Here is a 25,713-nt window from a genome sequence, read left to right as displayed (position 1 = left end):
AATCCCCCTATAACATTTTAGCGAAGTCAAACGGCATAATATGTCTTTCTTTGTTTGCGTCCAAATAATCAGCCCACCATTGTATCATCAAACGACGCTGCGTAATATGTTTTGCTTTATGAGTATAAGCAGCACGAACATTGTTTTGCTCTTTATGACTCATTTGTCTTTCAATTGCGTCTTCAGTCCATATACCTGACTCAACAAGAGAACTACAGGCCATTGTGCGGAAACCATGCCCACAAATTTGAGTTTGAGTGTCATAGCCCATAAGTCGCAATGCTTTATTAACGGTATTCTCGCTCATAGGTTTACGATAATCATGACAACCGATAAATATCAAACCCTCACCATTGCTAATATCATAGCTAATATCTTTTAGCTCTTTTAATATTTCAATGGCCTGATGACTTAACGGTACATAATGAGGTATGCGCATTTTAGATCCTCTTTCAGAAAATCTAACGTTCTCGATCTCGTCTCTTTCTGGCGGAATAACCCATAAGGCATTTTTAAAATCTATTTCAGGCCAGCGAGCGAAGCGTAGTTCACTCGACCGAATGAAAACTAATAAAGTGAGTTTTAAAGCTAATACAGTGAGCCTACGGCCTTTATACGCATCTATACGACTTAAAAGATCAGGTATCTGCTCAAGTTCAAGCGCTGGATAATGCGTTCTTTTAGGTGTGATTAACGTGCCGCCAAGTTCATTAGCGGGATTATGGGTAATCATATCTTCTTGGACAGCATAACGCATAATAGCGGTAATACGCTGTTTTAAACGTGAAGCGGTTTCGTGTTGGCCCTTGCCCTCAATTTTACGCAGAGGTAGCAACAGATCGCGCGTAGTCAACTTGGTAATATCTTTTGAGCCGATAGCAGGGAAAAGATGATTAATAAGACTGTTTAAAATACGCTCACTATGCTGAGGTATCCACCGCTCACTAACAGACATTTTTTTGTGCCAATCACGAGCTACGGCTTCAAACGTAAAATCTCCTCGCTCTTCGGCCTTTACAGCTTTTTTCTGTTGAAGTGGGTCGATACCACTGGCTAACAGAGATTTCATCGCTAAGAGGCTTGTACGAGCTTCTGAGAGCGAAACAGAAGGGTAGGTGCCAATTGAGAAGACTTTTTGCTTACCATCATAGCGATAAGCCGCTTGCCAATACTTCGAGCCGTTAGGATGAACGAGCAGATACAGCCCTTTGCCATCAGAAATTTTAGTTGGCTTGTCGGAAGGCTTGGCGTTTTTTACAGCAATATCAGTTAAGCGCATAACAAGCCTCCTGTGCAAATGTTGGTAAAAATCCCATCGAACTGAGATTACCAACATTTTTACCAACAAATAGAGGGAGCTGCCAGTAGATTTTAACGGACAGTAGTAGACAACTGGAAGGGGATAACTTGTTGACTTTATAAAGCAAAACGGACGTCAGTAGACGTCCGTTTCTAAATGAGTGGTGCCCGGACTCGGAATCGACTTTATCAGTTAACTTATTGAATTTTATTGTTTATTTTTTGTTTGATTGTTTTTGTGCCCTCATTTGTACCCTCAGTCCTTTTTGGTGCTGGATTGGGGGATTCAAACTCAGGAACGAGCGGGTAACATCGAAGGAAAATGCTTCGCGACAATGTCGTTCATTTTATCAAGCAGTTCTGGCCTTTTGAAGCTGATATGCGCTGTTCCCTTCTGAAAGTACTTAATAGTAAACATCTCATCCTCATAATGATTGCCGTGCCTATTTTCATGGATATGGTCTCCCAGTCGACGGGTAACATCGTCGCGGTTGTCGGGGACAGGTTTTCCATCGAGAAGCATCAGCATGCGCTCAAGGTCAGCCAGGCGATCACGCTGCCACCCCCAGTTCAAACCAAATCCCCACCGGTCATATTTGACCAGTCCCGTCACGATGATTTTCCCGCCAAACCTACAAGGGCTGTTTGTCTTAAAATTCCAGCTCAGACCTTTAAACACGTTAATCACGCCACGTTCAAAAACTTCACCTTTATTCAGATGTAATTGTTTAAAAGTGCTAAGGATATTTTCTTCGCTGATAGCAGGAATATCGTCTTTCTCCAGGCTGTTGTGCCACTCGTCGCGCGCCTGAGCGTCCATAAGTGAGAGCATTCCGGACCGTTGCATCAGCTCTCGCCAGATATCGCGATCGATGCTGCGGGTAATGGCTTTCATAGCCGTATCAGTGTCCTCCATCAGCCAGCAGTCATAACGGTATTGTCGCATTCCCCAGTCCTTTGCATCCCCACCACCGATGCTGCTGGTCAGCGTCGAGATGTCGGCAAGCTGGCGTATCAGTGTCTTAATCTGCTCCAGCGCAGCGTTACGTCCGGTGACGATACGTTCAATGCTGGTGGAGCAAATTATATCGGTATGGTCGGTTAAAACTTCGGGTCTGGTGATGGTGAGTTCTGACATAGTTTATATCCTTTGTATAAAGCAAAACGCCAGTCGGTGAGGGCTGGCGTTTATGCGTGTGGTAAATACAGGGCTGTGATTATTCTGAGCGGATGTGTTGCAGAGACTGAGCATGTCGGAAGGAGAGACTACCCGTCGAAGGTGCTAAAACCCGGCAACAGGTCACCCGCTGCATCCAGATGTAGCATATCGATCCCGTAACGTCGTATCAGTGTGGTCACTAACCGACGGCAGCCCTTTGAAAGCCCCAATCTCTTTAGTTCCAGCACTGGGTATAAGCGAGCATTAAGTCTGAGCAGGTAACCGTAGCCGGTGTACAGTATCCAGTCACTGTTGCCGCCTTCGTGGCGTTGAAGAGTGACCTGGTCGAGAATAGCGTTATCCTCACACGTGATATGAGCGGTACTGCACTGGATCCCATTCAGACGGGCGGTACGTGGTAGCTGATCTTCAACAACCAACTTCCCGGGGGCATCAGCAATACGAAGCGAGTAACCGTTATCATTGACCACATCAATCAGCGCAGCCAGCTCAATACCATCGAGATCGACGGCGATCCGGCCCCCATTAAGGGCCAGTACATTAACGGTATCGGCTTCCACCGTCAGGGACAGCTTCATTGCTGCCCCCTGGATGACTGCCCACTGATGGCGCAAGTCACCGCCTTATAGCCGGTACGTTGCATCAGGCCGGTGGCCTTTCTGGCCCGGAGTATGTCAATAGCGCTGATGAACGGAGACTGATGCTGAATGGAGAAACCGGGGCGATCAATTCGAACCAGTTCAGATTTTTCAACGAGAAAATTGAGTGCATCTGCCAGTGAAATCCCGGCGTCAATATGCTGCTGAATCACATTACTATCACCAAACTGTGTGTCGTTAAGCGAAAGGCCGTAATGCCTTTCCAGCAGATAAGTAAGAAGTTGCTGCCAGATTTCTACCGGCGACGGGTGTGACGATACCTTCCTCGTCGGGATGGTGGGTAAGGTTTGCATAAAGTTGATCTCTGTTAAATAAATAAGATGTTGATGGTCGGGGGGATAACGGTGAAGGGGGATGGTGAGTCACGGTGTTTTTCAGGTAATCCACTTACTGTCTGATGGCGTCAGGTGCGGCCTCCAGTGTGAACCAGTTAATGCCCTGTTCTGCGTCGTGATGGCTGGCTGCATGGCATAATGCCGCTCTGGCCTCTTCTGCCGTCACAGAGTCATCCACATTGCGTACATCGTCTTCGTATCAGAGTGAACACAATACGAAGTCGTCATTTTGATGTTGTTTCAGCAGTTCAATGACCTCGCTGATTTTACAGGCGTGTGGCATGGCTATTCTCCTCCGGGTTGTGCCACAGGTGGCGTCGCATAAATCGCAAGATAAACGTATCCGCAGGAGCCGAGGGTGTCTGCCTCGCAGGTCAGTCCTTTTGCGTAGAGCGTGACGCCGTGCTGATGTCGGGGAGTGAGTTCACCGCTGGTGAGCATTAACTCAAGTTGTTTCAACAGCAGTGGAAATGCCTGGTCCAGATGGCGCAGGTCTGATTCGCTGAAGGTACCGGTGATGCTGGCGCGATCAGCCAGGTAATGCAGCCGGTTGCCCTCCTGTACCAGTCGTGCGCCAAAACACGGGATAGCTGCAGGCTTAAGTCCCCACCAGGGGGCGGCAATATCGTGATTTGCTACATTTGTTGAGCTTTGCATTTAAGTAATCCTTAACTAGGTGTTAATTCAGGGTAACGCTGCGCAGGACAACATACGGGCCGTTGCGGTCCTGGCGGCGTTCAGCGAATACGGCGAGCACACCGCAGATATCCTGCACCTCCCGTCCGGCATAGTGGCAGATGCTACCGGACCACAGGTATTTCCCTGTACAGAAGCGGAACAGCCGCGACTGCGGATGCTGGCGGTATATCGCCATCACCTGGCGTTTGCTGATAATCTTCATCGTTGTTTTTCTCCTTACAGCCAGCCGCGTTCGGCAAAAGACACTATATCCATCCCGCCAACCACCAGGTGGTCCAGCAGGCGAATATCGACCAGCTCCAGGGCCTGTTTCAGGCGTCCGGTAATCAGCCGGTCGGCCTGACTGGGTTCAGCCTCTCCGGAAGGATGATTGTGCGCGAGTAGCGCGGCGGCAGCGTTGTGGTGAAGTCCGGCCTTCACGACCTCCCGTGGATGGACGGTAATGCTGTTGATGGTGCCGAGAAAAAGCGTATCGCAGGCGATGAGGCGGTGCTGGTTGTCCAGCCACAGCACCATCAGCGACTCCCTCTCCTGCGTGGCCAGATGCAGGCGCAGCCAGTCGCGCACGGCATTGCCGGACGTAAATGACGCACCGGGTTCACGGAGCTGCCCTTCCAGCAGGGTTAAGGCTTCCCTGACCGTCAGCTGGTCGGCAGAGGGTAATTCACGGGCAAACAGCGGTAACTGTTGTTCCATGGCGGCTGACCTCAGTCGATGATGTGCATGATCGCACTGCATTCCGCATGGCTGAGCGCGTAGTCCCGCAGGCGGTAATAGTGCTCCGTCATGGCGTCGCATTCGGTGCGCATGGCGTGGTGGCTGTAAGTCATCAGGCAGACCGCGATCCCGGCAGCCCCGGCGCTGAGCTCACCGCCGTTACCGTTCAGGGTGTTGAACAGCGACCAGAGTTTATCGCTCTCCGCTTCCGGGGCCATAAACGCGCCGCCGTTGCTGAGCGTGTAAAACTGCCAGATACCGCCGTGGTAGTCTGTGCAGAAGCGGTCCATCCACGCGAAGACTGTCGGTTCGAGGATTATCCACTGCGGGATGCTGCCGAAGTGCTGCGGCCAGAAGCTGATGCGCTGCTCGTCCTGTACGAGTGTGGCGGTCAGCGCTGGCGAAGAACTGGCAGGTTGTGGCGGTAACGGGAGGATATCGTTAAGGTTAATAATATCGGTCATGCTGGTTTTTCCTTGTTTATTTATCGGGTTGGGGATGTTGGTTCAGCCGGAGTGACGGGCAGGACTGCGCATAGCCGTCCTCATCACAGCGTGACGGCCAGTGGCCCTCCGGGAGGCTTAAGCTGCACAGGCTGAGTTCGCCGGGACGATAAAGAAGGTGTGAGCACCAGGCGCACAGGTCGTCATCGGAGATGGAGCGGCTGCAGGGATTGTTCTCCAGGGCGGTCGGATAAAGGGTTGCCTGGTGGGCGTTATCAGGTAGCGGTGGCATCAGCTCAGCGCCTGCTGAAGTTCTTCCGCCATCACCCAGAGGGCGCGATTGAGCTTAACGTCGCCGTCTATGCCTTTAACCGCCCGGGTATGGCTGCGTTTGCCTTTGGCGGTACGTCCTGGCAGACCCCCTTTCAGCAGGTTCTCCTGGCAACGATTGAACACTGACCACAGGTCGTCCTGACGGTCTTCATAGCGTCGGGGCGTCAGTATCTGGGATGCCGCCACTGGCTGGTGCTCTTCCCCGAAGCGATACGTCAGCGCGGCTCTGGCAAAAGCCTGCTGTGCCGGTGGGGGAAGTAGCAGTGACTGCATGGCGTCCCGCTTTTCTTCCACCCGGTCAAATATCCCCAGCACCTCATAAGCCCCTTCAATGACCTTCTCAACCACGTTGCCTTTATGTGGCACGCGCACCTCACCAAAGGTTTCGCCACAGACAAGTCCGTTCTGGCAGACAAAGCGAAACAACCCCGGCAACATCTGGTATGAGCTGGAGCCGTCATGGCTGTTGAGGAGGATGATTTCGGGGACCTGTTTACCGGTAATCTGGCCTTCACGACGCAGGCGCAGCATGTGCTTCGTGTGGTCACGTTTATTCAGGTCGCGCACGCGGGTCTGGCAGGCAAAAAACGGACGAAAGCCTTCGCGCTGCAGGTTATCGAGGAGGGTAATGGTCGGGATGTACGTGTATCTGTCTGAACGAGATTCATGTTTCTCTTCACTGAATACGCTGGGCACATAGTGCACCAGTTCATCGCGGGTTAACGGGCGGTCGCGGCGGATCTGGTTTGTCCGCCCGAAGCGGCTGGCAAGTCTCATGGTGAGTACCTCTGTAGTAAATGAAACGGTATAAACAAAAAAGCCATGTGCCCCGAAGGGAACATGGCCTGTTAGTCGTGTGACGGGTAATTGGCTGAGGGGCGTGCTGAGTCAGACCTGGTGGGGGATACCGTGGCTGAGCAGATAGCGGTTAAGCCATCCCCCGGCACTGGCTTCAAAATTCCACGCACGCCAGATCAAGTGCCTCTCGCTGTCGCGAATGACCAGCCGAAAGTGCGTGCCCTGGTCATCTTCAATAGCGACGTTCTGGTGCGACATCACGACGACCTCAGCCTGCCTGCGGGTAAATGTGTCTGCGGGCAGTAACGTGTGCATCGTCATCTCCTTATTAGCGTCATAAAACAAAATGCCCCGCTCAGTGAGCAGGGCATCAGTGTGTTAAGTGTGTGGTAATAATCTGCAGTATCTGCTCCATCAGCGCTGCGATTAAGGCACCAGTCAGCAGGGCTGCCGTCTGTCTGGCAATATAAATGCTGTCTTCGCCGTAATCTTCTTCGCGAAAGTGGTCTTCCACAAACTGCTGTGCCCTGTTGCTGGCGCACCACGTCAGCACCTGACATAAGGTGTTGAACACGATTTTCAGTAATGTCATTCGGTCATATCTCAGTGGGCGATCCGGATGAATCAGGGGCACATGGGAATGCCCCTGCCGGATAATAAGAGGAGAGCTGCGTTACTGCGGTGACGGAGACTCCGGCGGCACGGGGCCCTGACCATGAATAATCCGGTGTTTCGCCAGCGCCTGTGGCATGTCGTTGATGCAGTAGGTGATGTAGAAGACGTTGAACAGCACGGTGTAGAACGCATTCATTCTGAGGTCGAAACGGAAGGTGTTCAGCGCATAGTGTCGCAGTGCAGCCCTGGCCTTAAAGGCCCAGACGATGTACATCACGCCGCAGGCAAGCGACAGAATGCCGCTTAAGGCCAGAAGTGTATCGCTGCCCGTGTCGTAGCCGGCGAGGTCCGGTGAGGCCATCACGCCGAATTGTCGTCCGAGCCCAAAACAGACGGAGAGCCAGATGATAAACAGGTTGCCGCAAACCGGATACCCGGTGGTGTCGCTCATAATATCCTGCTTTTTATACAGCCAGAGCAGCGGCCAGATACCGCAGGTGGCGACGGTGAGCAGCACGAAGTTCAGGGTCGGCGTCGCCAGTCGCTGGCTGAGTGTCGAAATGTCGGTCATATCGTATTGTCCTTGATTGATTTTGCTGTAAACAGGGGATGCGCCGGGTTACCCGGCGGTCAGTGTCGTGCATTCGGGCATATCAGCCAGAACCTTGTGGACGTTTCCGGCCGAAGGGGTAAAGTGCCCCACCTGTTTGTCGTTGACGTAAACGTCAAATGACGTTGCCTTTCTGATGGCATCAATGAACGACAGCCAGGCATTGTCGCCGTTACGCCAGCCGAGGGATGACGGCAACGGGAACGTCTGGTCGTCCGTCACCATGGTGATGGTGGTTTTCTCATCCTGTGAATCGGCACCGCTGCCGTCAGGCAGGGTGAGCATGACGTGATGTTGCAGGATATTCTGGTCGTCAGGGTTGCCGGTGCAGTTCAGATTCAGCATCACCTTTTCGGGGCTGGTGATGATGTACTCGGTGACGCCCATACCGAAGCCACTGCTCCACATATTGGGGACCGCCTGTGCCGTGATGGCAAAGGTCAGTAATCCTGCTGACAGGATGGCGTGCATGAATCGCATGGTGTTTTTCCTTCTGAGTCAAAAATGTTGTTGAGGGGCAGCCGTGTTACATGAGTTGTTTACCCACGACGATAAGTCCGGCCAGCCAGCCGATACACTGTGGGCCCACAAGCCAGAACAGACGGGCCTTGAGTAATCCGGTCATTCCTTCGCGGGTGTATACCGCATCCGGCATCAGCCATTGTCGAAGAGCAGCACCGACCGTCATACCGGCTCCGGGCCCAAGCGTCATCCAGAACAGATATCCCATTCCCTGACCAAAACTGCGTATCTCGCCGGTACTCCCGAACACGTTAAACAGCACGACCACAAGCGCGATGGCGAAGGCAATCGCGAAATATTTAATGACAAGCGCCATGTTCAGATTTCCTTATTTTCTGCACTGCTGAGCAGCGCTCAGCATGTTGTCCATGAAGCGCGGGGGGACATAACCGTATTGCTGGTTCATTTTCTCCAGCTCCCCGTGCGTATATTTCGTTTTGAGGTCATCCCAGATACATCCGCAGACGGCGGTAGTACCGCCGCCTGATTTGCATCCCTGGATAAACTCGCGTTCATTTTTGTCGCCACAGCCGCTCAGGGTTACGGCAGACAACAGCAGGGTGAAGAGCAGCAGAGGGCCTGCGACAGGTTTCACGATTTGACTCCTTTGGGTCTGGATGGATGTTCAGGGTGTTGTTCCCTGAAGGTGTGAATGACATCACTGATAAAGCGAAAGTGGGGCAGTGCGCTGATAAATCCCTCTTCAGTAATGAGCGAACTGATTTCGCTCCGGCGACGGAAGGTTTGCTCTGAGAGTGAGGCCGAGATAATGTCTTCCAGCCGGAACACCCGAAGGCTCCCCCGGCAACAGACGACCAGATACCAGTGCTGATGCCGGTAAATCAGGCGGTAAGGCTCCTGCTCATCGTGACGGACACCGCCGACCAGCAGACTGACCACCCGGTGATGACAAATGGCTTCGGCCAGACGATGAAAACTGTCAGCCTGTGTCCATGCTGACGGTAAGTCGTGCCAGATAAAGCAGGGTGAGGTGCCCGTTTCATTCATCAGCAGGTGCATCAGTTGCCGGTTCTGCGACGGGATAATGCGTGCGATACCGGTACTGCGGGCAAAGGAAACGGCCCCCGGAGAGTGATCACGCGTGGCGCTCTCACTGAGCCGATACGTGCCGTTCTCCCCGATAATGTCGAGGTGGACCAGCCGTTGATGTAAGTCACGACGCAGGGTGCGTATCGATACACCAAACTCACCAGACAGTGTCTGAAGGGTCAGCGTTTCTCCGGCCATTAACCGGCTGATAATGACCGACAATCTGACGGCCAGCCGGTCGTAGCGGGCCTCTTCATCGGGTCGTTGCATGGACGCTCCGTGTGCGATAAATAGGTTGATATTTCATGCGGTTATTATGCGGGAGGGGAGGGACACGTTATGTCCGTCCCCCGTAATGGCGGAAAAGAAAAAGTGAAAATTTACCTTTCAGTAAACAGAAGAATTAACAAAGGGTTAGTGCCAGGTAGCTGAAATGACGACAGCATGCTGACACGCCCTGTCATCAGTCGTGTTCTCGCGAGTACGGTCAGCGGCCCAGGCTTTGTGCAGGATGGGTAACGTTACGGTGCACTGAAGATATGCTCACACTGCGTGCAGCCGTATTCATCAAAGACGGTACCGTCCAGTTGTTCTCCGGCCAGAGAGCCTGCCACCGCACCAGCACAGGCGCCGGACAGAAAACCAATGAGGCCTCCGGCTATCGTACCGACAACCGGAATGACTGAACCTATCAGCGCACCGGTGGAGGCTCCTTCAAGCCCGGCAAGACCTCCGGCTGTTGCGCCAATGACCCCACCAGTCTTTTTACCCACATGGCGCAGTCGTATGTTTTGCGAACCGCAATTCGGACAATGCATTTCTTTTCCCTTGTTACTGGCAATAAAGCCGCCTGAATAAACAGGCGGGCCGTGTATAAAAACGGCCCTGATACCGGAACAGGGAATGTGGCGATGGCAGCGCCGGAACGGGGGAAGCATGCACGCGGGTATTTTGCAGGGCAGTTCACTGGGGAGACGGAACAAGGGGAGCGGCAGGGCATCAGAACCCCGTTTTTTCTTATCAGACACATTAACCTCCATGAGTAAAATAAAAAAACGGCAACATTTCTGCTGCCGTTCTCACATTGGTAATATAGGTCTAAAATTTTTTTGAATGTCCCTTCTGGTCTGTATTGCTGTCTCCATTCACTTTATTTTCAGCGCAGAACCCCTACTCACCACCACAGGTTTTCCGGTAATGGTCATTAATCAGCGTTTCCAGCATATCGCTGATACGAACCCCGCTGCGTTCAGCCATAAAGTCCAGTCGTGTTTTGGTTTCATTCTTCAGATACGTATTGAGTGCTTTTTTATCGGTGCGGGACTGACGCAGTTTCTGCTGATTCCAGGCTTTATTAAGATTCAGCAGGAATAAACGCTTTGTATCTGGTGCATCGTCCCATAAATCGATCGCCGCTCGCAGGGCTAAATTGCGCTCAGAATGACTCAGTGGCGTGAGCCAGGTCGTTAATCCGGGCGTGGATAGACTCATATAGAGTCCGCCGAGATTACCGGCTTTCTCCTGCTGAACTTTTTGCAGGTTGTTCCAGGCCCATAATACTGCGTCTTCTTCATCTGGCAGCCATTTTAACGGTAGCGGTTTACTGTATATGATTTTCCACCGGTCTTTGAGTTTTTCCATCACCTGTTTCTTAAGGTGATTCACTGGGGGTGTGGAAATGTATATGTTGTCAAAGAAGGCGATGAGAATATGCATTCTCTCCTGATGACTTGCCGGGGATAAACTCAGGTTTATTCGCTGATACCAGTTTTTCCCGAATTCAGCATTTGCTGGCGGGCCAATGCCAAACTCATAATCCCCGGCCTTACAGAGATACGCCCATAGCCAGAACGTGGCCCGCTCATTCTGACGAAGCCAGTCAAAACAATCCAGTGGAAGCACATTTTCATCACGGGCTATTTCCATTTCAGACAGCAGTCCTGCCTGCTGGTTTTTATCCGGGATGGCCTGATTAATTAGCTGGTTTAACGCCTGTCGGCAGCTTTCTGCATCCTGCCTGGGAACATTGTTGGTGTTAATTTTGTTGCTGGCATTCAACCATCCGGCATAAAACGCGCAAACTCTCAGGTCCCGACTCGTTATGAGTCCTCGCCTGCCATCATCATAATTTACAGCCATTATCCAATACCTCATAAACTAAACTACACAGTAGTAGTTGTTGTAGTGATTATCGTGGTTACACAGTAGCATGATGATGGTTTTATCGTCACTGAAAAATACATCTGGTAGTCATCGTGAAGTGATATGCTGGTTTGATGCGGGTTGGTTAATGGTTTTACTACGTTGCTATCGTCGTTGTTTTTAATGTTTTATCTCTTTTCTGTCTCTGTTTTTCTGTCTTTTTCATGCTTACATAGCTATCTGCAGGTTTATCTATTCTCCTGTTCATCTTCCTGCACGCTATCGTTTTCACCTCCATCAGTGATGTCTGTTTTAACTCAGGACGTATTGACGGCATCACACAGGATTCACCCTTCGTATTTATAATTTGTGGCTCAGTAGCAGGAGTGAGGGCTTCTTTGGAGCAGGGTATTAACAGGTTGAGGTCATGTGATGTCTCGGTTTTTTTTATTCTTCTTGTTGAAGAGATAATTCCAGAGTGAATGTAACATCGCTTTTATCTCGTGTGGCCACCGCCTGGTGCCGCTGGCTCTGGTATTACTGTCAGGTGTAGTGTGTTGGATTGGTATTAATATATTAAAGAAGAGATTATTATCTTAAGGATTAACTTCAAAGGTTACTTAAGGGTAAGAGGTAAGTAATGCTGTTTAGTCGATATACTGTCTGAGAGAAGATGGTAACGATTACCGATGTTGAAAGGTACTGAATCAGTGAACAGTCTTAATCGTGGGAGCACTTATGATGACTGTAACTGAGTCGGGAAGCGTTAAAGGTGTAAGGATTATAAAGTGAGAATAACGACGTGATAACAGCATTGTCGTTTATTCGATGTCTGTGGTAGCGGGGTATTCCAATACGTTAGCAGGCAATCATCAGACCGGGAGATATTGTCACTGGTGCGTAAACCTTCATTAAGCAGGATATGGCGGTTATCAGATGAGTCCGTGTATGTGCTGGCAGTTAACCCGCACTCAGTATCTGGTGAGCGTTATTAACGTTATTAGCGCTATCCGGCAGGCATAACGTTCTTCTACCCTGGCTGACTATGGCCGGTAATACGTTCATCAGTAATCACTGAGTGGACTGTGCTAATCATTGTGGTGCGTATCCGGATATTGTTTACGTCAGTTAACTATACAGTAGAGGCTGTAGCCTGTAACGGGAGTAATAGCCCGGGCTGGTACTCCTGACTTAATTAATTCGCCAAAGGGAATGCCTGCAGTGAATTATTAAAAATGGCTGACGGGTATCTTTACGAAGAATAACTAACGCACTGATTTTGCGTTATTGGCTAAAACGACGGAGTCTTATGATTATGTATGTCTTTGAGGCTTTCTGTAAGGCTATATAACCGTATTGAATAACACGGTAGTGGAAATCTGTAGATAGAATGAATACGTCGCTCCTGATGCGTTACAGCGCGTTTAAACTGATGCTGGTTGCTACTGCGTTTCGTATTGTTCGGGTAATTTACCTGGTACTGAATCAGCTAAGGACAAAACCATTTCATGAAAGCAAATGTAGAGTATGAATTTCATCATTTCGGTATACCGGTTCAGGACGGTGACACCGCAGGCAAGTTCAGTGCGAAAGCCGGGATGTATACCACCGATAATCCAGGTAAGTTTCGGGTGCAGTGGCATCGCTTTACCGATGACTCACCCCTGCATCCGTTACTGAAAACGGTTCCGCATGTGGCGTTTAAGGTCAACAGTCTGGCTGAGGCGATTGCGGGTGAAACAGTTATTCTGGGGCCTTATGAACCTATCGACGATTATCAGGTGGCGGTCATCGATGATTGCGGTGTGCCCATTGAGCTGATTGAAACCTCGCTCAGCGATGAGGAACTGTGGGCGCGGGCAGCCTCCGGTCAGGGGAGTCTGTACCGAAAGCCAGAAATGCAATAGGGTGAAAATAACGATGGATGAACAGTGGCCAGGTAATCATCCATCGTTTCTGGAGGCGCACCGTTTGTCCTGGGGATCAGGATTATGCAGTGTGCCTCTCCAGGTTATCGTTGCCTGCTAACCTTCAGACCGGCGTTTTGGTATGAGCCGGGCTGGCCTTTGTCACTGGATCATGTCACGTATCCTGCGCATCCAGCCGATCACTTCACCTTCCGGATCGCGTTCATGGATACGTGCTGCTGTCATTAAGGGAAATGCCCGCTCTGCGAGACGGGCTTTGGCGGCGTTATCTTTCATCACGCCATCAAATCGCTGAGCCAGTGAATACGCTTCCGCAAACACTTTAGGGGTAGCCTTACCGCCGACAGGATGGTCGGTGACGTCGATCATCACACCAAAGGCTTCGTGAATGGCATCGGGATGAAGATAGCTTTCGACCTCGTGTTTTAGCGTCTGAGCCGCCCAGCATCCGTTGGCTCGTGCATTAACGGCATTCACCGCGTCAGCATAAGCAGGCACATCACGGTCGTAGATATGAATCTCCCTGCGGTTAAGGGCACGAAGATAATTTTCATTGACCCAGTGCTTGAGCGTTCCGCCACCCAGTACGATAAACGCCACACGTTCGTCATTCTCCAGGTCAGGAAGGGTGTTGTCTTCTGCATGCAGCGCTTTACTGAGAGCCTTAAAGGCAGCGACATCGGTCGGCCCTTCCACGCAGAACAGCAGTCTGACCCGGTTGTCTGGTGTGACGCCCAGCGTATCCGTGACGATGCCGAAAACATCAGCGCCAGCCTGAATGGTTGGTTGACCCGTTTCAGCATTACGGGAAACAAAGCGAATACTGTCACCCGGTAGCTCTGCAGCAAAGCCCGGACTGTGCGTGGTAAGGATAACCTGGCAGCCGGTTTCGAGAGACAGGGATTTAAATGACTCAATCAGGATCCGCTGGTAATTAGGGTGCTGTGAAGTTTCGGGCTCTTCAATGGCGTAGATGATACTGCGGCGATTGCTGGACTTAAGTCGTCGTTCTGCTTCGGCCTTAAAAAAGCTCACCAGCACCAGACGACGGACGCCGCTGCCACGTTTATTCAGCGGGATCCCTCCGTCAGTGTTGAGACCAACGGAGAACAGCCCCTGCCATTTTGCCGGAGTGGGAGGTGTAAACTCGGGAGTAAGTTCTCTCGCCAGGCCGGGTTCAATGGTTTTCAGCGCCTCATGTGTGTTTCGGGCAATCTCTTCAGCCTTTTGCTGGACACGCAACTGGATCCTGGCAATGTCGTCCTGGACTTCGGCCAGTGCAGCCGTAATGGCGGCTTTCATCGGGCTTTGTACTTCATCGTCGGAATCCCTGCTGCTTCTGTCGCTCTGGAAAAGAGCAAACATGGGCAACCAGCTCTCGATTTGGTCCCAGATGCGTTTTGTGTCTTCTTTGGCTTTGCTTATGAGGAGTCCTGTTTCTGTCAGTTGCAGATCTGATGATGCCGCCCATATGGCTTTTCGCATCCCGGGATTCCCCTTAAGCGAAACATCGAGTCCCAGTTCTTTCACCCTGGCCTGAAGCTCTTTTTCCTTCAGTTCCAGGAGATTCTGAAAACCGGCAGCAGCAGGGTGGTTTGCAATGACAAAAATCTCTGCGGTCGGTTTTTTGTTACTGCAGTTAAAGATCTTGCGGATTTTCAGTGAGCCGGTCCCCGTCAGCAGAAACTCTTCCTGGAGCGTGGTTTCCGCGCCGGAATCCAGCGTGAGGGAAGGGGGAAGATCGATAAACTCGCAGGTGATCTCCACATTGTCCTGTCCGCTGTGAATACAGGCATCGCCTTTTTCGATTGATACCACGCTGTTGTTGAAGAAGATCTCCAGCGCTTCAAGGATCGTCGATTTGCCAATGTCGTTGCGTCCGACAAAGGTTGTCAGGTCATCAAACTCCACACTTACTTCCTGTGCATAACAGCGAAAATTTTTAACTGCCACACTTTTCAGTCGCATGTCTTTTCCCTTTTGCTGAAACAGCTCAGTTGAACTGCCCGTTATTTTACCGGGCAGATGAACATTTTTATTGACGGCTGTTTGATTTATCTCCGGATTTAAGCGAACAGTACCGTGAAGGGTGACGATATTTTCATGTGGTACACGGCAATCTGGTCCGGTACTACGATGGCAGGCTTCCCGAAAAGTATTTTTTAACGGCACCGGTAATGGTTATGAACGATAACCCACCGGAGTCCATTTTAATGAGTTACACATACGACCCTTTCTGGCAGCAACGCATCGCCGATACCTTCAGTTGTGCACTTAACGCTTACACCCGATTACTGGCCCTGCGTGTTGACCTCCGTCTGCCGGATACGCCAGCGGCCACCGATGCGGCCGTTATCTCCCGTTTCACCGATTCCCTGAAAGCCCGGATTGATGCCCTTCAGGCGCGGCAACGTCGCGAGGGCAAACGCGTCTGGCCGACCACGCTACGTTTTGTCTGGGCGCGGGAGTTTGGTGAAATCAAAGGGAAGAAGCATTACCACGCGGTGCTGTTGCTGAACCGCGATACGTGGTGCGGACCGGGAGATTACAAAGACCCGGATTCGCTTGCAGGTATGATTAAACAGGCGTGGTGCAGTGCCCTGAAGGTGGATGCACAGGCGCATGCCGTTCTGGCCCGCTTCCCTAAGAGCCCGGTGTCCTGGCTGACGCGTGGTAATACCACAGAGCTTCAACAGGCGCTGGCGCAGGCCGCTTATCTTGCCAAACGCGAAACCAAAGTCACCGGTGATGGTGAACGTAATTTCGGTTGCAGCCGCGGCTGAGCCAGGCATACATCGATTCACCAGGCCTGACCGTACGGGCCGGGTAATTTTTTACAACGTTCCCCTATCCTCTGAGGCGAACCGGTAACCCCATGATTCAACCTCCACCGGACGTCTCCCGATAGCCATATCCTCAGAGGGAGAAAAATACCATGACCACGTTGAATACGAATATTAATGCCAGCCCTGACACACTGCTTTCAGCTCAGGACCCGCTTATCGACATGACCTTTATCACCACGTTTACCGGGATGACCGACAAATGGTTTTACAAACTGATTGGCGACGGGTTGTTTCCGAAACCCATCAAGCTGGGGCGCAGCTCCCGCTGGCGCAGAAGCGAGGTGGAAGCCTGGATGCAGCAGCGTATTGCTGATTCCCGTGGCGTCTGAGCAGGGAGGATATCTGAATGGAAAAACGACGCCGCACTCAGCCACAGGCCATCCCGGTTCGCTGGACGTGTCCCCGTTGCCGGCGACAGTACTGTGGCGCCAGACCCTGTCCCGTTTGTTTCAGACCCACCGACGCACCTGCGCAACCGTAACCTTTCTGTATTCCGGTGCCGACCACCAACCGTACCGACCCGCTAACGCATAACTGAACCGCCATTCACCCTGCCACGCTGCCCGTACCGGGACGGCTGACGCCTGCGTGTCGTCTGGCGGTAAGGAGAGTACCACTATGTATGCAAAATCGTTTATGGCTCTGGACGGCAACGGCCGTCTCACGGGAGCCATAACCGCGCAGACCGCGCCGTATGACCGCTACAGCTGCCATCTGTGTGCCAGTGCCCTGCAGTACCATCCTGAATACGACACCGAACGTCCGTGGTTTGAACATCATGCAGCAAAGCTTTCGGAGAACGGTCGACAGCACTGCCCGTATGTAAAGCCCGGGGTGAGGGAGACCCGCCATATCCGGCAACTGCAGTCTTATGTACCGGAAGCCCGTCCCCTGGTTTTCTACGCAGACTGGCACTGTCACGGCTGCGGCAGTGATTACCACGGTGAGCGCTACTGCCTCACCTGCCGGACGGGCGAGCACAGTGATGTGCGTGCTGATACCAACCGGATAGAGGAAGTGACGGCATGCGCATGCTGAAATGTTATCTGGCCAATGACCGCGAAGGCCACTTCGCGACAGCCGGGGAGGCCGTGAGTGCGCCGGGGCAGATATGGAGCTGCGCGTCCTGCGGCTGTCGACTGGTGCTCCATGCGGGGACATACGGGGAGCCGCCGTGGTTTGAACATGACCAGCAGAGCGTGGCCCGGCATGTGCTGATGGCCTGCGCCCACCTTGACCCGGAAGTGAAAACCGAAGCCCGGCACCGAAAGCTGCGCAGTCTCATCAACGGGCTGGAAGCGACGGTAATGGTGCTCTCCTGGTACTGCGTGTGGTGCGGCGACCATTACCAGGGCGTGAAGCACTGTCCCCGGTGTCTGACTGGTATCTACAGCATCGAAGAAGCGCACTGGCAGAGAAACTACTGCTGCAGTACCAGATAGTTCCCCGTCTTTATGAACCAGATACCGCCGTAGAGGCGGTGTCCTCCCTGATTTAACCTAAAGAGAGTCTGCATTATGAATCATTCTTACATACGGGCGTCTGATGCTGTCAGCGCGGATGCCGTCAGCACGCGTGCATTTCTGCAACAGGCCGTTGACCATTACCCGCGACTGGCGGCATTCAGCTTTACGCTGGCGCTACCGTATCGTGAAGCCATGAGCGAATACCGGTCATTGATTCTGCGTTTTCACTCTGAAGTCTGGCAGCGCACCGGCGAATATTCGCGCCAGCGTCAGCAGGCACGACATCGTTCACTCCCGACGCTGTTACGCTGGATATGGGAGACGGCCAGCGCACCGGAGTGCAAAATGGTGCTGCTGCTCAATCTCGATACGCTGGGTACAGGGCGAAACCTGCAACTGACCGACAGTGCGCCTCCGGGGCTTAACGCCATCATCGCCGACGCATGGCAAAAGGTGACCGGTACCGCCTGCACTGACGGCGTAACGAGTATGACGCAGATCATTATTAACCGCGTCGCTCAGGGAGTCTTCGCAACACCCTTTAACCAGCTTACCGTGCATGTTAAGGCCATGTCAGAGCCAATAGCAACGGCCAGAACGGGGATGATTTGTCCGTGAAAGTAATAGCTTCTCTAATTAATGGGGGAGTTATCCAGGTCTTCCCCGGTGTCTGCAGCGCCGATATAATCCCTGAATGAAAAAAGCTCACGATACCTTACCCCCGGAACAAACCGTCACAGCACTTGCGCATTTCGCCTGGTGCGCCCTTGTCGCCTTACGTACCGCTCAGCAGGATGGTCAGGCATTGTCGCCACTCAGCACGCATGCATTTATACTGCGCTGGTTAACGGTGGCGTATAAGCAAAAACGGTTTCCACGTGCAATCGCATCTGATATTGAGGGATTGCTGACGCTGGGGCGTAACAAAGGCCTTGCCGCCAGCTTATTCAGTCGTCTGGAATATCTGTGGTCTTCGTGCACCGGACCGGTGTCAGCGCAGTCGGATTTGTATCGGCTGACGTACGCAATTGAACAGCTTAAATCGCGGGGCTGGGTCAATGCAGCGGTGAGTGACAGGGACTGGGACAATGAAACGCTTCTGGTCCTGGAATACAGCGATGCGAATGCACTGCTGGTAAGGAAGTCGGCACTGACCTGCGGATTTTCGGATGGAGGGAAACTCGTTGCGCCGGTTGAGTTTCTTGTGAATGGCGACTTGTCAGCCTGTATGGCTGTTTTTGCGGCTCATACACTGTCGGCTGTCATGCTGGAGTCGAATCGGATCGTGTTACAACCTTGAGCAGTAAAACAACCGTTCTCAACCCGCAGCAAAGCTCATCACTGTCCACGTCTGTCTTTCTGTAAACCGAACGGGTGTTGTTCCTGGTCGCGCTAATGCACCGGCGGCTGAGATATTCATATCGCTGGTACAGGTATGAGATATGCGTAAAGTCCGGGCGTTGCAATTCCTTTAATCTGAAAAAAATAAATAAGCCCGGTTTACGTGAATAATAAGAAATGATGGAAACCTGAAACTGTCGCCAGTTTTTCACATGCTCAGTCACGTCCAGCTTCTCAATTTCTGATAAAAGTACAAAATCAGATATTTCACGTGACTGGTGATATTTTGTACAAATATACACCCTAAGCCAAATTGATCATTTTCTGTACATCCTTATCCCGCGGGGCCTGAAGGGTTATGGTGGAAAATTCTTATAAATCAGAAAGATGATATTTTTTTGTTAAAAGCCAGGAGTGTAAATCTTTGTTACATTTTTTCATTTTCGATCTGGCAGGGAACGTTCCCAAACTCCAGCCATTGGGCCTTATCCGAAATTTTTCATTTCAGACAAATACCCAGAAAATACAGTGTCGACATGCTGGTGGATGGAATGCGCCCGCTTTTTTTGGTTCCGGGATTTTTATTTACGTCGGATGACGCGAACCGGAAAGTTGTTCTGGCTGGGTAATTTTTTCTTATTTATTTTTCACTGGCATTGACCGTTTCTATCACTCCATAGAACAGGGACAGCCATGTCTAATTCTTCCTTTCAGTCCGAAATCCCTAAAGCGCGTATTAATTTAAAACTTGATTTGCATACCGGTGGTGCGAGCAAGAAAACGGAGCTCCCCCTGAAATTGCTCGTGGCGGGCGACTTCAGTAATGGTCAGGAGTCTGCCCCTTGTCTGAGCGCAAAAAAGTTGATTTGAATAAAAATAATTGTGATTCTGTCATTTCTGAATATTCCCCAAAAGTCAATCTTACCGTTAAAAACACGCTTGCTGATGATGGCAGTGAAGACAACATCAGTCTGACCTTCCGGAGCATGAAGGACTACCAGCGTCGGTGAGACATCCGCGTCATACAACTCTTTGAACGCAGCCACTATCTCACGGGTGGTCATCCCTTTGGCGTACAGTGACAGGATTTGGTTATCCATCCCGGTGATCCGGGTCTGGTTTTTCTTCACCAGTTGGGGCTCGAAGGAGCCGTCACGATCGCACGGCGTACGCAGTTCCAGCGGGCCATCGCCGGTGGTAACGGTTTTTGTGAAATAGCCGTTGCGGGAGTTGGCACCCGGTTTAGACTGATGTTTACCGTAGCCGAGGTGATGGAGCATTTCGGCGTTGAGGCGGCGCTCAACGCTGATTTTTTTCAGCAGGCGATCGAACTGGGTGAGATCGTCAGGGGTTTTGAGATTTTTGGTCAGTTCGTTAGCCAGAGCCTACAACTGTTTTTCGTCCATAAAGTAACCTGCTTTTGATGTTGAATTGAACATATCAAAATCAGGCAATTACACAAACTTGTGTACAGGCTCCATACAGCTAACCCGGCCCGTCACATCGTAATGTCAACCCGTAATGCATAACATCATGCAGCGTTCCATTAATGAGTCGGGAATCATATTCAACCTTCTTGAATCGCCACGGGTAATCTAGACACTTCCGAGCCGTTGATGGACTGACCCCACCCCGGTAGACGATCCTGCCCTATAGTAACGAGCGCATGGCAGACATGTCCCCGTTCTGGATGCTAAATGTTCTGAACAGCGCCGAACTGGTACTGGGGCAGTATCAGCGCCTGCAGCACAGCCCGCCAAGTACTGTGGTTCCGACCTTAATGGGGGCCGCCAGCTGTCAGTAAAGGTCAGTGTCTGACCCCGGAGACACGCGGACAGCCAAGCACCTACCAATCATCTGCTGGTCCCCCGCTATCAAATCAGCCAGTTGCGTAAAGAAATGCGGCATGTTGTGCCGCTGGTTCTGAATGGTCAGGTTGGCAGCGCGATGACGAATGACATGCTGCCGCAGGCGGCTATCCCGGGAGAAGGGGGAAGGTCTGGCGTGAGTCTTCAGCGGTGAGCTCAATTGCTGCATGGGTCACTACCTTCGCCATATCTTGAGCATACTACCGGAGTAGTCCAGCAACAAAGTGGCCGAACTACTTCCATGGAACGTGGTTCTTCCCGATAAATAATCGTCAATACGGCGCTCGTTTAACGCTTACACATTAAATATTAATTAAGCCTGATTGGATGTTTTTCATTTTTTTTAATTGGTGTGCTTGACCTTCCAGTAACATCAACCTTTAGCCTTGTAAGAAATTGCTACAGCGCCGTTTTCGGATGGGCCGGGGCTGCCTGTGGCATATGAAAGGATCACTGTTATGAAAATGAAAATTGGGGTTCTGATTGTGTCGGCCGCAATCATCGCCACTGCCGGGATTGCGTTTGCCCGGGATAGTGGCGGCAACGATGAGCCGGCCGCAGCGGCCGCACCTATGGCTCCCCAGGTTCCCGTAGCCGAAGTGCTCTCGCGTCAGATAGTCCCTTCGGCAGAGTTTACCGGTTCATTGGCGGCCCCAAAAACCGTAGAGCTACGCCCACGCGTTGGCGGTGCTATCGACGCTGTCAGCGTACCTGAAGGCAGCATAGTACGTCAGGGGCAGTTGCTGTTCCAAATTGATCCTCGTCCATTCCAGGTGGCTCTTAACAGCGCGCAAGCACGACTCAAGCAGGCAGAAGCGCTGGCTATCCAGGCCAATCGCGATTTTGAGCGAGTTGGCCGGCTGGTGAACAATGGCGCGGTATCCCGGAAAGATTACGATGACGCAACTTCTACACGTCATGCTCGTCAGGCTGAGGTGCAAGCTGCAAAGGCCGCGGTTGCGGCGGCGACACTGGACTTGTCTTATTCGCGCGTGGCGGCACCGATTACCGGCCGTGTGGATCGCATGCTGGTGACCGAGGGAAATCTGGTCAGCGGCGGTGGTACGGGATCTGCGACGCTATTGACAACGATTGTTTCCGTCAATCCGCTATACGCTTACTTTGATATTGACGAGGCGACGTTCCTTAATTCGGTCAGCAAGGCACGTCCTGACGCCGCAAATAAGGTTGAAGAGCGTTTACCTGTACATGTTGGGCTGGCGACAGAAAAAGGTTTCCCGCATCAGGGAACGCTCGATTTTGTCGGGAATCAGATCGACCGTAGTACCGGTACTGTCAGGGTACGTGCCGTAATCCCTAACGAAGATGGGAAACTGACGCCAGGCGCCTTTGCCCGCGTGCAGCTGGCCACCGGTGCAGCACATCAGGCGATTCTGATTGACGATCAGGCGATAGGGAGCGATCAGGGACGCAACTATGTCCTGGTGGTGGGTGCGGATAATAAGGCGCAGTATCGCCCGATTGAGCTGGGCGCGGTGGTTGATGGTTTGCGCGTGGTCAAGAGTGGCCTGAAAGCCGGTGAGAACATTATTATCAAGGGGCTGGTGCGTCCCGGTATGGCGGTGACGCCGCGTTTGACCCCGATGCAGGCTTCTGGCGCGTCGGTTAGCGAGGGGGAAAAAGCCGGCTCCGTTGAAGGGGGAGGCCAATAATGAAATTCCCACACTTCTTCATCCAGCGGCCTATTTTCGCGATTGTGTTATCGGTGTTTATGCTGATAGCTGGCGCTCTGGCTTTCTTTCAGCTTCCGCTGAGTGAATACCCATCGGTAACACCGCCTACCGTGCAGGTTTCGGCAAGCTACCCTGGTGCTAACCCTAAAGTGATTGCTGACACCGTTGCTGCTCCACTGGAACAGGCAATCAACGGGGTGGAAGGCATGTTGTACATGAGTTCCCAGATGTCTGCCGACGGTCGAATGGTATTGACGATTTCATTCCGGCAGGGAACCGACCCCGATATTGCGCAGATTCAGGTGCAGAACCGGGTTTCTCGGGCCTTGCCGCGCTTGCCGCCTGAGGTGCAGCAGATCGGTGTCGTGACGGAGAAAACGTCACCGGATATCCTCATGGTTGTGCATATATTTGCGCAGGGCGATCGCTACGATCCGCTTTATGTTTCCAACTATGCCATGTTGAACGTGCGTGATGAGCTATCACGCTTGCCAGGTATTGCCAGCGTCACGCTTGGAGGCGAGGGTGAATACGCGATGCGTGTCTGGCTGGATCCGACCAAAGTCGCTTCCCGTGGTTTAACGGCCAGTGATGTGACTGCTGCAATTCGTGAGCAGAATGTCCAGGTCGCGGCCGGTTCTGTCGGTCAACAGCCGAACAGCTCTTCTGCCTTTGAAGTCAGTATCAATGCCCAGGGGCGTCTGACCACCGTTGAGCAGTTTGGCGATATTGTGATCAAAGCTGGCGCTGATGGCCAGGTTACCCGCCTGCGCGATGTTGCGCGTCTGGAGTTGGGATCGGACAACTATTCCCTGCGCAGCCTGCTGGATGATAAAAATGCCGTGGGTATGCACATCGTTATGACGCCTGGCGCCAATGCGCTGGACGTCTCTGCCTCGGTTCGGGCGACGATGGCGAGGTTGCAGGCCAACTTCCCGGAAGGTATCGAATATCGTATCGCTTATGACCCGACAGTGTTTGTCAGCGCCTCGTTGAAATCAGTGGCAATGACGTTGCTGGAGGCAACGGTGTTGGTGGTACTGGTGGTGATGCTGTTCCTGCAAACCTGGCGGGCTTCTATCATCCCTCTGGTCGCGGTACCTATTTCGTTGGTCGGTACTTTCGCCCTCATGTATTTGTTCGGCTTTTCGCTCAACACGCTGTCGTTGTTTGGTCTGGTGTTATCGATAGGTATCGTTGTCGATGATGCCATTGTGGTGGTTGAAAACGTCGAACGACATATTGCGCAGGGCCGTTCTCCGAAAGAAGCGGCAAGAAGGGCCATGGACGAGGTTACCGGCCCTATTTTAGCCATTACTTCCGTTTTGGCAGCTGTGTTTATTCCTTCAGCGTTCCTGTCAGGATTGCAGGGGGAATTCTATCGCCAGTTCGCGCTGACCATCGCCATTTCGACGATCTTATCTGCGATCAACTCGTTGACGTTATCGCCGGCTCTGGCATCAGTGCTGCTTAGACCTCATCAGGATATGGCGCAGGCCGACAGGTTGACGCGCGTCATGGATCGCGTATTCGGTGGTTTCTTCCGTCGCTTTAACGCTTTCTTCGATAGATTGTCGAACAACTACGTTGGTGCAGTCCGCCGGGCCGTACGCGGTAGTATCATCGTGCTGGTGCTGTATGCCGGTTTCCTGGGCCTGACATTGTTGGGGTTCCAGCAGGTTCCTAACGGTTTTGTGCCCGCTCAGGATAAATACTATCTGGTTGGGATTGCTCAATTACCTTCCGGCGCTTCGTTGGATCGCACGGAAGCCGTAGTGAAAGAAATGTCCAGAATTGCGCTGGCAGAACCTGGAGTGGAAAGCGTCGTGGCGTTTCCTGGGTTGTCGGTAAACGGCCCAAACATGCCTAACTCCGCATTGATGTTTACAATGCTGAAGCCCTTCAGTGAACGTAAGGACCCTTCGCTGTCCGCAGCAGCTATTGCCGGTAGTCTGATGGGGAAATTTAGCCAGATACCTGACGGCTTTGTTGGGATCTTCCCCCCACCACCGGTACCGGGGCTGGGCAGTATGGGAGGATTTAAACTCCAGATCGAAGACCGGGCAGGGCTTGGCTTTGAAGAACTGACCCGTGTTCAAGGGATGGTCATGGCTAAGGCCATGCAGGCCCCTGAACTGGCAGGGATGATGGCCAGTTTCCAGACTAACGCACCTCAGTTGCAGGTTGATATCGACCGCGTGAAAGCCAAGTCTCAGGGCGTCGCACTGACCGATATCTTTGATACATTACAGGTGAATCTGGGGTCGCTGTATGTGAATGACTTTAACCGCTTCGGTCGTACGTATCGGGTGATCACTCAGGCAGATGCGCAATTCCGTATGCAGCCTGAAGATATCGGGTTGCTTAAAGTGCGTAATGCCACGGGTGAAATGATCCCACTGGGAACGCTGGTGAACATTACCCGTACCTCTGGACCAGACCGTGTTATGCGTTACAACGGTTATCCGTCGGCAGATATTACGGGTGGCCCAGCTCCAGGCTACTCCTCCGGACAGGCAACGGCAGCTATTGAGAAGATCGTTAGTGAAACGCTGCCTGAGGGGATGACATTCGAATGGACCGATCTGACTTACCAGGAGAAGCAGGCTGGCAACTCGGCGCTGTATATCTTCCCGTTGGCGGTATTCCTGGCGTTCCTGATCCTGGCCGCACAATACAACAGCTGGTCACTGCCGTTTGCGGTGCTATTAATTGCCCCAATGGCATTACTTTCCGCGATCGCCGGGGTTTGGCTATCGAATGGAGATAACAACATCTTCACGCAGATTGGTTTTGTGGTTCTGGTGGGCCTGGCGGCGAAAAACGCAATCCTGATAGTCGAGTTCGCTCGTGCCAGAGAGAGTGAAGGCGTCGATCCTCTGGCTGCCGTCCTGGAGGCCGCTCGCCTGCGTCTGCGCCCGATACTGATGACTTCGTTGGCATTTATTGCGGGGGTTGTGCCTTTGGTGATCGCGAGCGGTGCCGGTGCGGAAATGCGTCATGCCATGGGGATTGCCGTGTTTGCCGGGATGCTGGGGGTGACGCTGTTCGGACTCTTGTTGACGCCAGTGTTCTATGTCGTGGTACGTAAGCTGGTTATTCGCCGGGAAATCAAGCAGGCACAGCGGGCAATCAGTGATTCACGACCATGACGGGCGGAGCGAGAAT

At 52.2% G+C, this 25,713-nt stretch carries 29 protein-coding genes and 3 pseudogenes; 11 read left to right on the top strand and 21 right to left on the bottom strand.

The window, feature by feature from the left end:
- Nucleotides 1–7 precede the first annotated feature (7 nt).
- The 19 genes from HV213_RS27025 to HV213_RS26935 form a co-directional block, all read right to left on the bottom strand.
- On the bottom strand, nt 8–1,279 hold the full coding sequence (locus HV213_RS27025; protein ID WP_016240326.1) for a tyrosine-type recombinase/integrase: 1,272 nt from the start codon (nt 1,277–1,279) through the stop codon (nt 8–10).
- 312 nt (nt 1,280–1,591) lie between these two features.
- Nucleotides 1,592–2,437: a DUF4942 domain-containing protein gene (locus tag HV213_RS27020; RefSeq protein ID WP_023336617.1), complete on the bottom strand. Its 846-nt coding sequence runs from the start codon at nt 2,435–2,437 to the stop codon at nt 1,592–1,594.
- 128 nt (nt 2,438–2,565) lie between these two features.
- Entirely contained in the window at nt 2,566–3,057 is a 492-nt protein-coding gene (locus tag HV213_RS27015) for a DUF5983 family protein (protein WP_023336618.1), read from the bottom strand.
- A complete protein-coding gene (locus HV213_RS27010; RefSeq protein ID WP_023336619.1) occupies nt 3,054–3,431 on the bottom strand; it encodes a TA system toxin CbtA family protein in 378 nt (125 codons plus the stop codon). The genes HV213_RS27015 and HV213_RS27010 overlap by 4 nt, the downstream gene beginning before the upstream one ends.
- A gap of 327 nt (nt 3,432–3,758) precedes the next feature.
- On the bottom strand, nt 3,759–4,130 hold the full coding sequence (locus tag HV213_RS27005; RefSeq protein WP_023336620.1) for a type IV toxin-antitoxin system YeeU family antitoxin: 372 nt from the start codon (nt 4,128–4,130) through the stop codon (nt 3,759–3,761).
- 22 nt (nt 4,131–4,152) lie between these two features.
- Nucleotides 4,153–4,374 (bottom strand): DUF987 domain-containing protein, encoded by a 222-nt coding sequence (locus tag HV213_RS27000; protein ID WP_023336621.1) that lies wholly within the window; start codon nt 4,372–4,374, stop codon nt 4,153–4,155.
- Nucleotides 4,375–4,388: 14 nt separating this feature from the next.
- Nucleotides 4,389–4,868, bottom strand: coding sequence for a RadC family protein (radC, locus tag HV213_RS26995; protein ID WP_023336622.1), 480 nt, complete (start codon nt 4,866–4,868; stop codon nt 4,389–4,391).
- Nucleotides 4,869–4,879: 11 nt separating this feature from the next.
- Complete coding sequence (locus HV213_RS26990; protein ID WP_023336623.1) at nt 4,880–5,353, bottom strand: antirestriction protein; 474 nt, start codon at nt 5,351–5,353, stop codon at nt 4,880–4,882.
- Between the two features lie 16 nt (nt 5,354–5,369).
- The gene (locus HV213_RS26985; RefSeq protein WP_023336624.1) at nt 5,370–5,624 is read right to left on the bottom strand and encodes a hypothetical protein; all 255 of its coding nucleotides are present in this window, start codon (nt 5,622–5,624) and stop codon (nt 5,370–5,372) included.
- On the bottom strand, nt 5,624–6,442 hold the full coding sequence (locus HV213_RS26980) for a DUF932 domain-containing protein (protein WP_023336625.1): 819 nt from the start codon (nt 6,440–6,442) through the stop codon (nt 5,624–5,626). The genes HV213_RS26985 and HV213_RS26980 overlap by 1 nt, the downstream gene beginning before the upstream one ends.
- A 111-nt stretch (nt 6,443–6,553) precedes the next feature.
- Nucleotides 6,554–6,784, bottom strand: coding sequence for a DUF905 family protein (locus tag HV213_RS26975; protein ID WP_032645134.1), 231 nt, complete (start codon nt 6,782–6,784; stop codon nt 6,554–6,556).
- A 49-nt stretch (nt 6,785–6,833) separates the two neighbouring features.
- Nucleotides 6,834–7,055: a hypothetical protein gene (locus HV213_RS26970; protein ID WP_023336627.1), complete on the bottom strand. Its 222-nt coding sequence runs from the start codon at nt 7,053–7,055 to the stop codon at nt 6,834–6,836.
- Between the two features lie 81 nt (nt 7,056–7,136).
- Nucleotides 7,137–7,649: a DUF4234 domain-containing protein gene (locus HV213_RS26965; RefSeq protein ID WP_023336628.1), complete on the bottom strand. Its 513-nt coding sequence runs from the start codon at nt 7,647–7,649 to the stop codon at nt 7,137–7,139.
- A 48-nt stretch (nt 7,650–7,697) separates the two neighbouring features.
- Nucleotides 7,698–8,168 carry a hypothetical protein gene (locus tag HV213_RS26960; RefSeq protein WP_023336629.1) on the bottom strand — a complete coding sequence of 157 codons (471 nt, stop codon included), beginning with the start codon at nt 8,166–8,168 and terminating at the stop codon, nt 7,698–7,700.
- 46 nt (nt 8,169–8,214) lie between these two features.
- Entirely contained in the window at nt 8,215–8,526 is a 312-nt protein-coding gene (locus HV213_RS26955) for a hypothetical protein (RefSeq protein ID WP_023336630.1), read from the bottom strand.
- A gap of 12 nt (nt 8,527–8,538) precedes the next feature.
- Nucleotides 8,539–8,805, bottom strand: a complete 267-nt coding sequence (locus HV213_RS26950) for a hypothetical protein (RefSeq protein ID WP_023336631.1) — start codon at nt 8,803–8,805, stop codon at nt 8,539–8,541.
- Complete coding sequence (locus tag HV213_RS26945) at nt 8,802–9,530, bottom strand: helix-turn-helix transcriptional regulator (protein ID WP_023336632.1); 729 nt, start codon at nt 9,528–9,530, stop codon at nt 8,802–8,804. Before HV213_RS26945 ends, HV213_RS26950 begins: the two co-directional genes overlap by 4 nt.
- 251 nt (nt 9,531–9,781) lie before the next feature.
- Nucleotides 9,782–10,078, bottom strand: coding sequence for a hypothetical protein (locus tag HV213_RS26940; RefSeq protein WP_071849719.1), 297 nt, complete (start codon nt 10,076–10,078; stop codon nt 9,782–9,784).
- A 352-nt stretch (nt 10,079–10,430) separates the two neighbouring features.
- Nucleotides 10,431–11,399 carry a hypothetical protein gene (locus tag HV213_RS26935; RefSeq protein ID WP_023336634.1) on the bottom strand — a complete coding sequence of 323 codons (969 nt, stop codon included), beginning with the start codon at nt 11,397–11,399 and terminating at the stop codon, nt 10,431–10,433.
- Nucleotides 11,400–12,910: 1,511 nt separating this feature from the next.
- Here HV213_RS26935 and HV213_RS26930 point away from each other — a divergent pair.
- Nucleotides 12,911–13,309 (top strand): VOC family protein, encoded by a 399-nt coding sequence (locus HV213_RS26930; protein ID WP_023336635.1) that lies wholly within the window; start codon nt 12,911–12,913, stop codon nt 13,307–13,309.
- Nucleotides 13,310–13,471: 162 nt separating this feature from the next.
- Here the strand turns inward: HV213_RS26930 and HV213_RS26925 are convergent, their stop codons facing one another.
- A complete protein-coding gene (locus HV213_RS26925) occupies nt 13,472–15,241 on the bottom strand; it encodes an ATP-binding protein (RefSeq protein ID WP_232935412.1) in 1,770 nt (589 codons plus the stop codon).
- Nucleotides 15,242–15,543: 302 nt separating this feature from the next.
- On the opposite strand from HV213_RS26925, the gene HV213_RS26920 reads away from it, so the two are divergent.
- The 7 genes and pseudogenes from HV213_RS26920 to tssB all read left to right on the top strand — a co-directional run.
- Complete coding sequence (locus HV213_RS26920; RefSeq protein WP_023336637.1) at nt 15,544–16,113, top strand: inovirus Gp2 family protein; 570 nt, start codon at nt 15,544–15,546, stop codon at nt 16,111–16,113.
- A gap of 152 nt (nt 16,114–16,265) precedes the next feature.
- Nucleotides 16,266–16,505 carry a helix-turn-helix transcriptional regulator gene (locus HV213_RS26915; protein WP_009652493.1) on the top strand — a complete coding sequence of 80 codons (240 nt, stop codon included), beginning with the start codon at nt 16,266–16,268 and terminating at the stop codon, nt 16,503–16,505.
- Between the two features lie 289 nt (nt 16,506–16,794).
- Complete coding sequence (locus tag HV213_RS26910; RefSeq protein ID WP_016154451.1) at nt 16,795–17,214, top strand: putative zinc ribbon protein; 420 nt, start codon at nt 16,795–16,797, stop codon at nt 17,212–17,214.
- The gene (locus HV213_RS26905) at nt 17,202–17,618 is read left to right on the top strand and encodes a putative zinc ribbon protein (protein WP_009652429.1); all 417 of its coding nucleotides are present in this window, start codon (nt 17,202–17,204) and stop codon (nt 17,616–17,618) included. The genes HV213_RS26910 and HV213_RS26905 overlap by 13 nt, the downstream gene beginning before the upstream one ends.
- A 75-nt stretch (nt 17,619–17,693) precedes the next feature.
- Nucleotides 17,694–18,260: a YagK/YfjJ domain-containing protein gene (locus HV213_RS26900; RefSeq protein WP_009652434.1), complete on the top strand. Its 567-nt coding sequence runs from the start codon at nt 17,694–17,696 to the stop codon at nt 18,258–18,260.
- 76 nt (nt 18,261–18,336) lie between these two features.
- Complete coding sequence (locus HV213_RS26895) at nt 18,337–18,942, top strand: DUF2913 family protein (protein WP_023336638.1); 606 nt, start codon at nt 18,337–18,339, stop codon at nt 18,940–18,942.
- A gap of 734 nt (nt 18,943–19,676) precedes the next feature.
- A pseudogene (tssB, locus tag HV213_RS26890) lies at nt 19,677–19,981 on the top strand (type VI secretion system contractile sheath small subunit); the annotation flags it as partial.
- Here tssB and HV213_RS26885 read toward each other — a convergent pair.
- A pseudogene (locus tag HV213_RS26885) lies at nt 19,979–20,365 on the bottom strand (transposase); the annotation flags it as partial. The pseudogenes tssB and HV213_RS26885 overlap by 3 nt on opposite strands.
- Before the next feature lie 272 nt (nt 20,366–20,637).
- On the opposite strand from HV213_RS26885, the pseudogene HV213_RS26880 reads away from it, so the two are divergent.
- From HV213_RS26880 to HV213_RS26870, 3 genes and pseudogenes are all read left to right on the top strand, one after another.
- Nucleotides 20,638–20,763: pseudogene (locus tag HV213_RS26880) on the top strand (hypothetical protein); the annotation flags it as partial.
- A 546-nt stretch (nt 20,764–21,309) separates the two neighbouring features.
- A complete protein-coding gene (locus HV213_RS26875) occupies nt 21,310–22,524 on the top strand; it encodes an efflux RND transporter periplasmic adaptor subunit (protein ID WP_023336640.1) in 1,215 nt (404 codons plus the stop codon).
- Nucleotides 22,524–25,697: an efflux RND transporter permease subunit gene (locus tag HV213_RS26870; RefSeq protein ID WP_023336641.1), complete on the top strand. Its 3,174-nt coding sequence runs from the start codon at nt 22,524–22,526 to the stop codon at nt 25,695–25,697. Before HV213_RS26875 ends, HV213_RS26870 begins: the two co-directional genes overlap by 1 nt.
- Nucleotides 25,698–25,713: the final 16 nt, after the last annotated feature.

The sequence above is a fragment of the Klebsiella sp. RHBSTW-00484 genome, from assembly GCF_013705725.1.
Lineage (GTDB): Bacteria > Pseudomonadota > Gammaproteobacteria > Enterobacterales > Enterobacteriaceae > Klebsiella.
The sequence above is the reverse complement of the archived record's forward strand: the minus strand, read 5'-3'. Positions and strand labels throughout refer to the sequence as shown.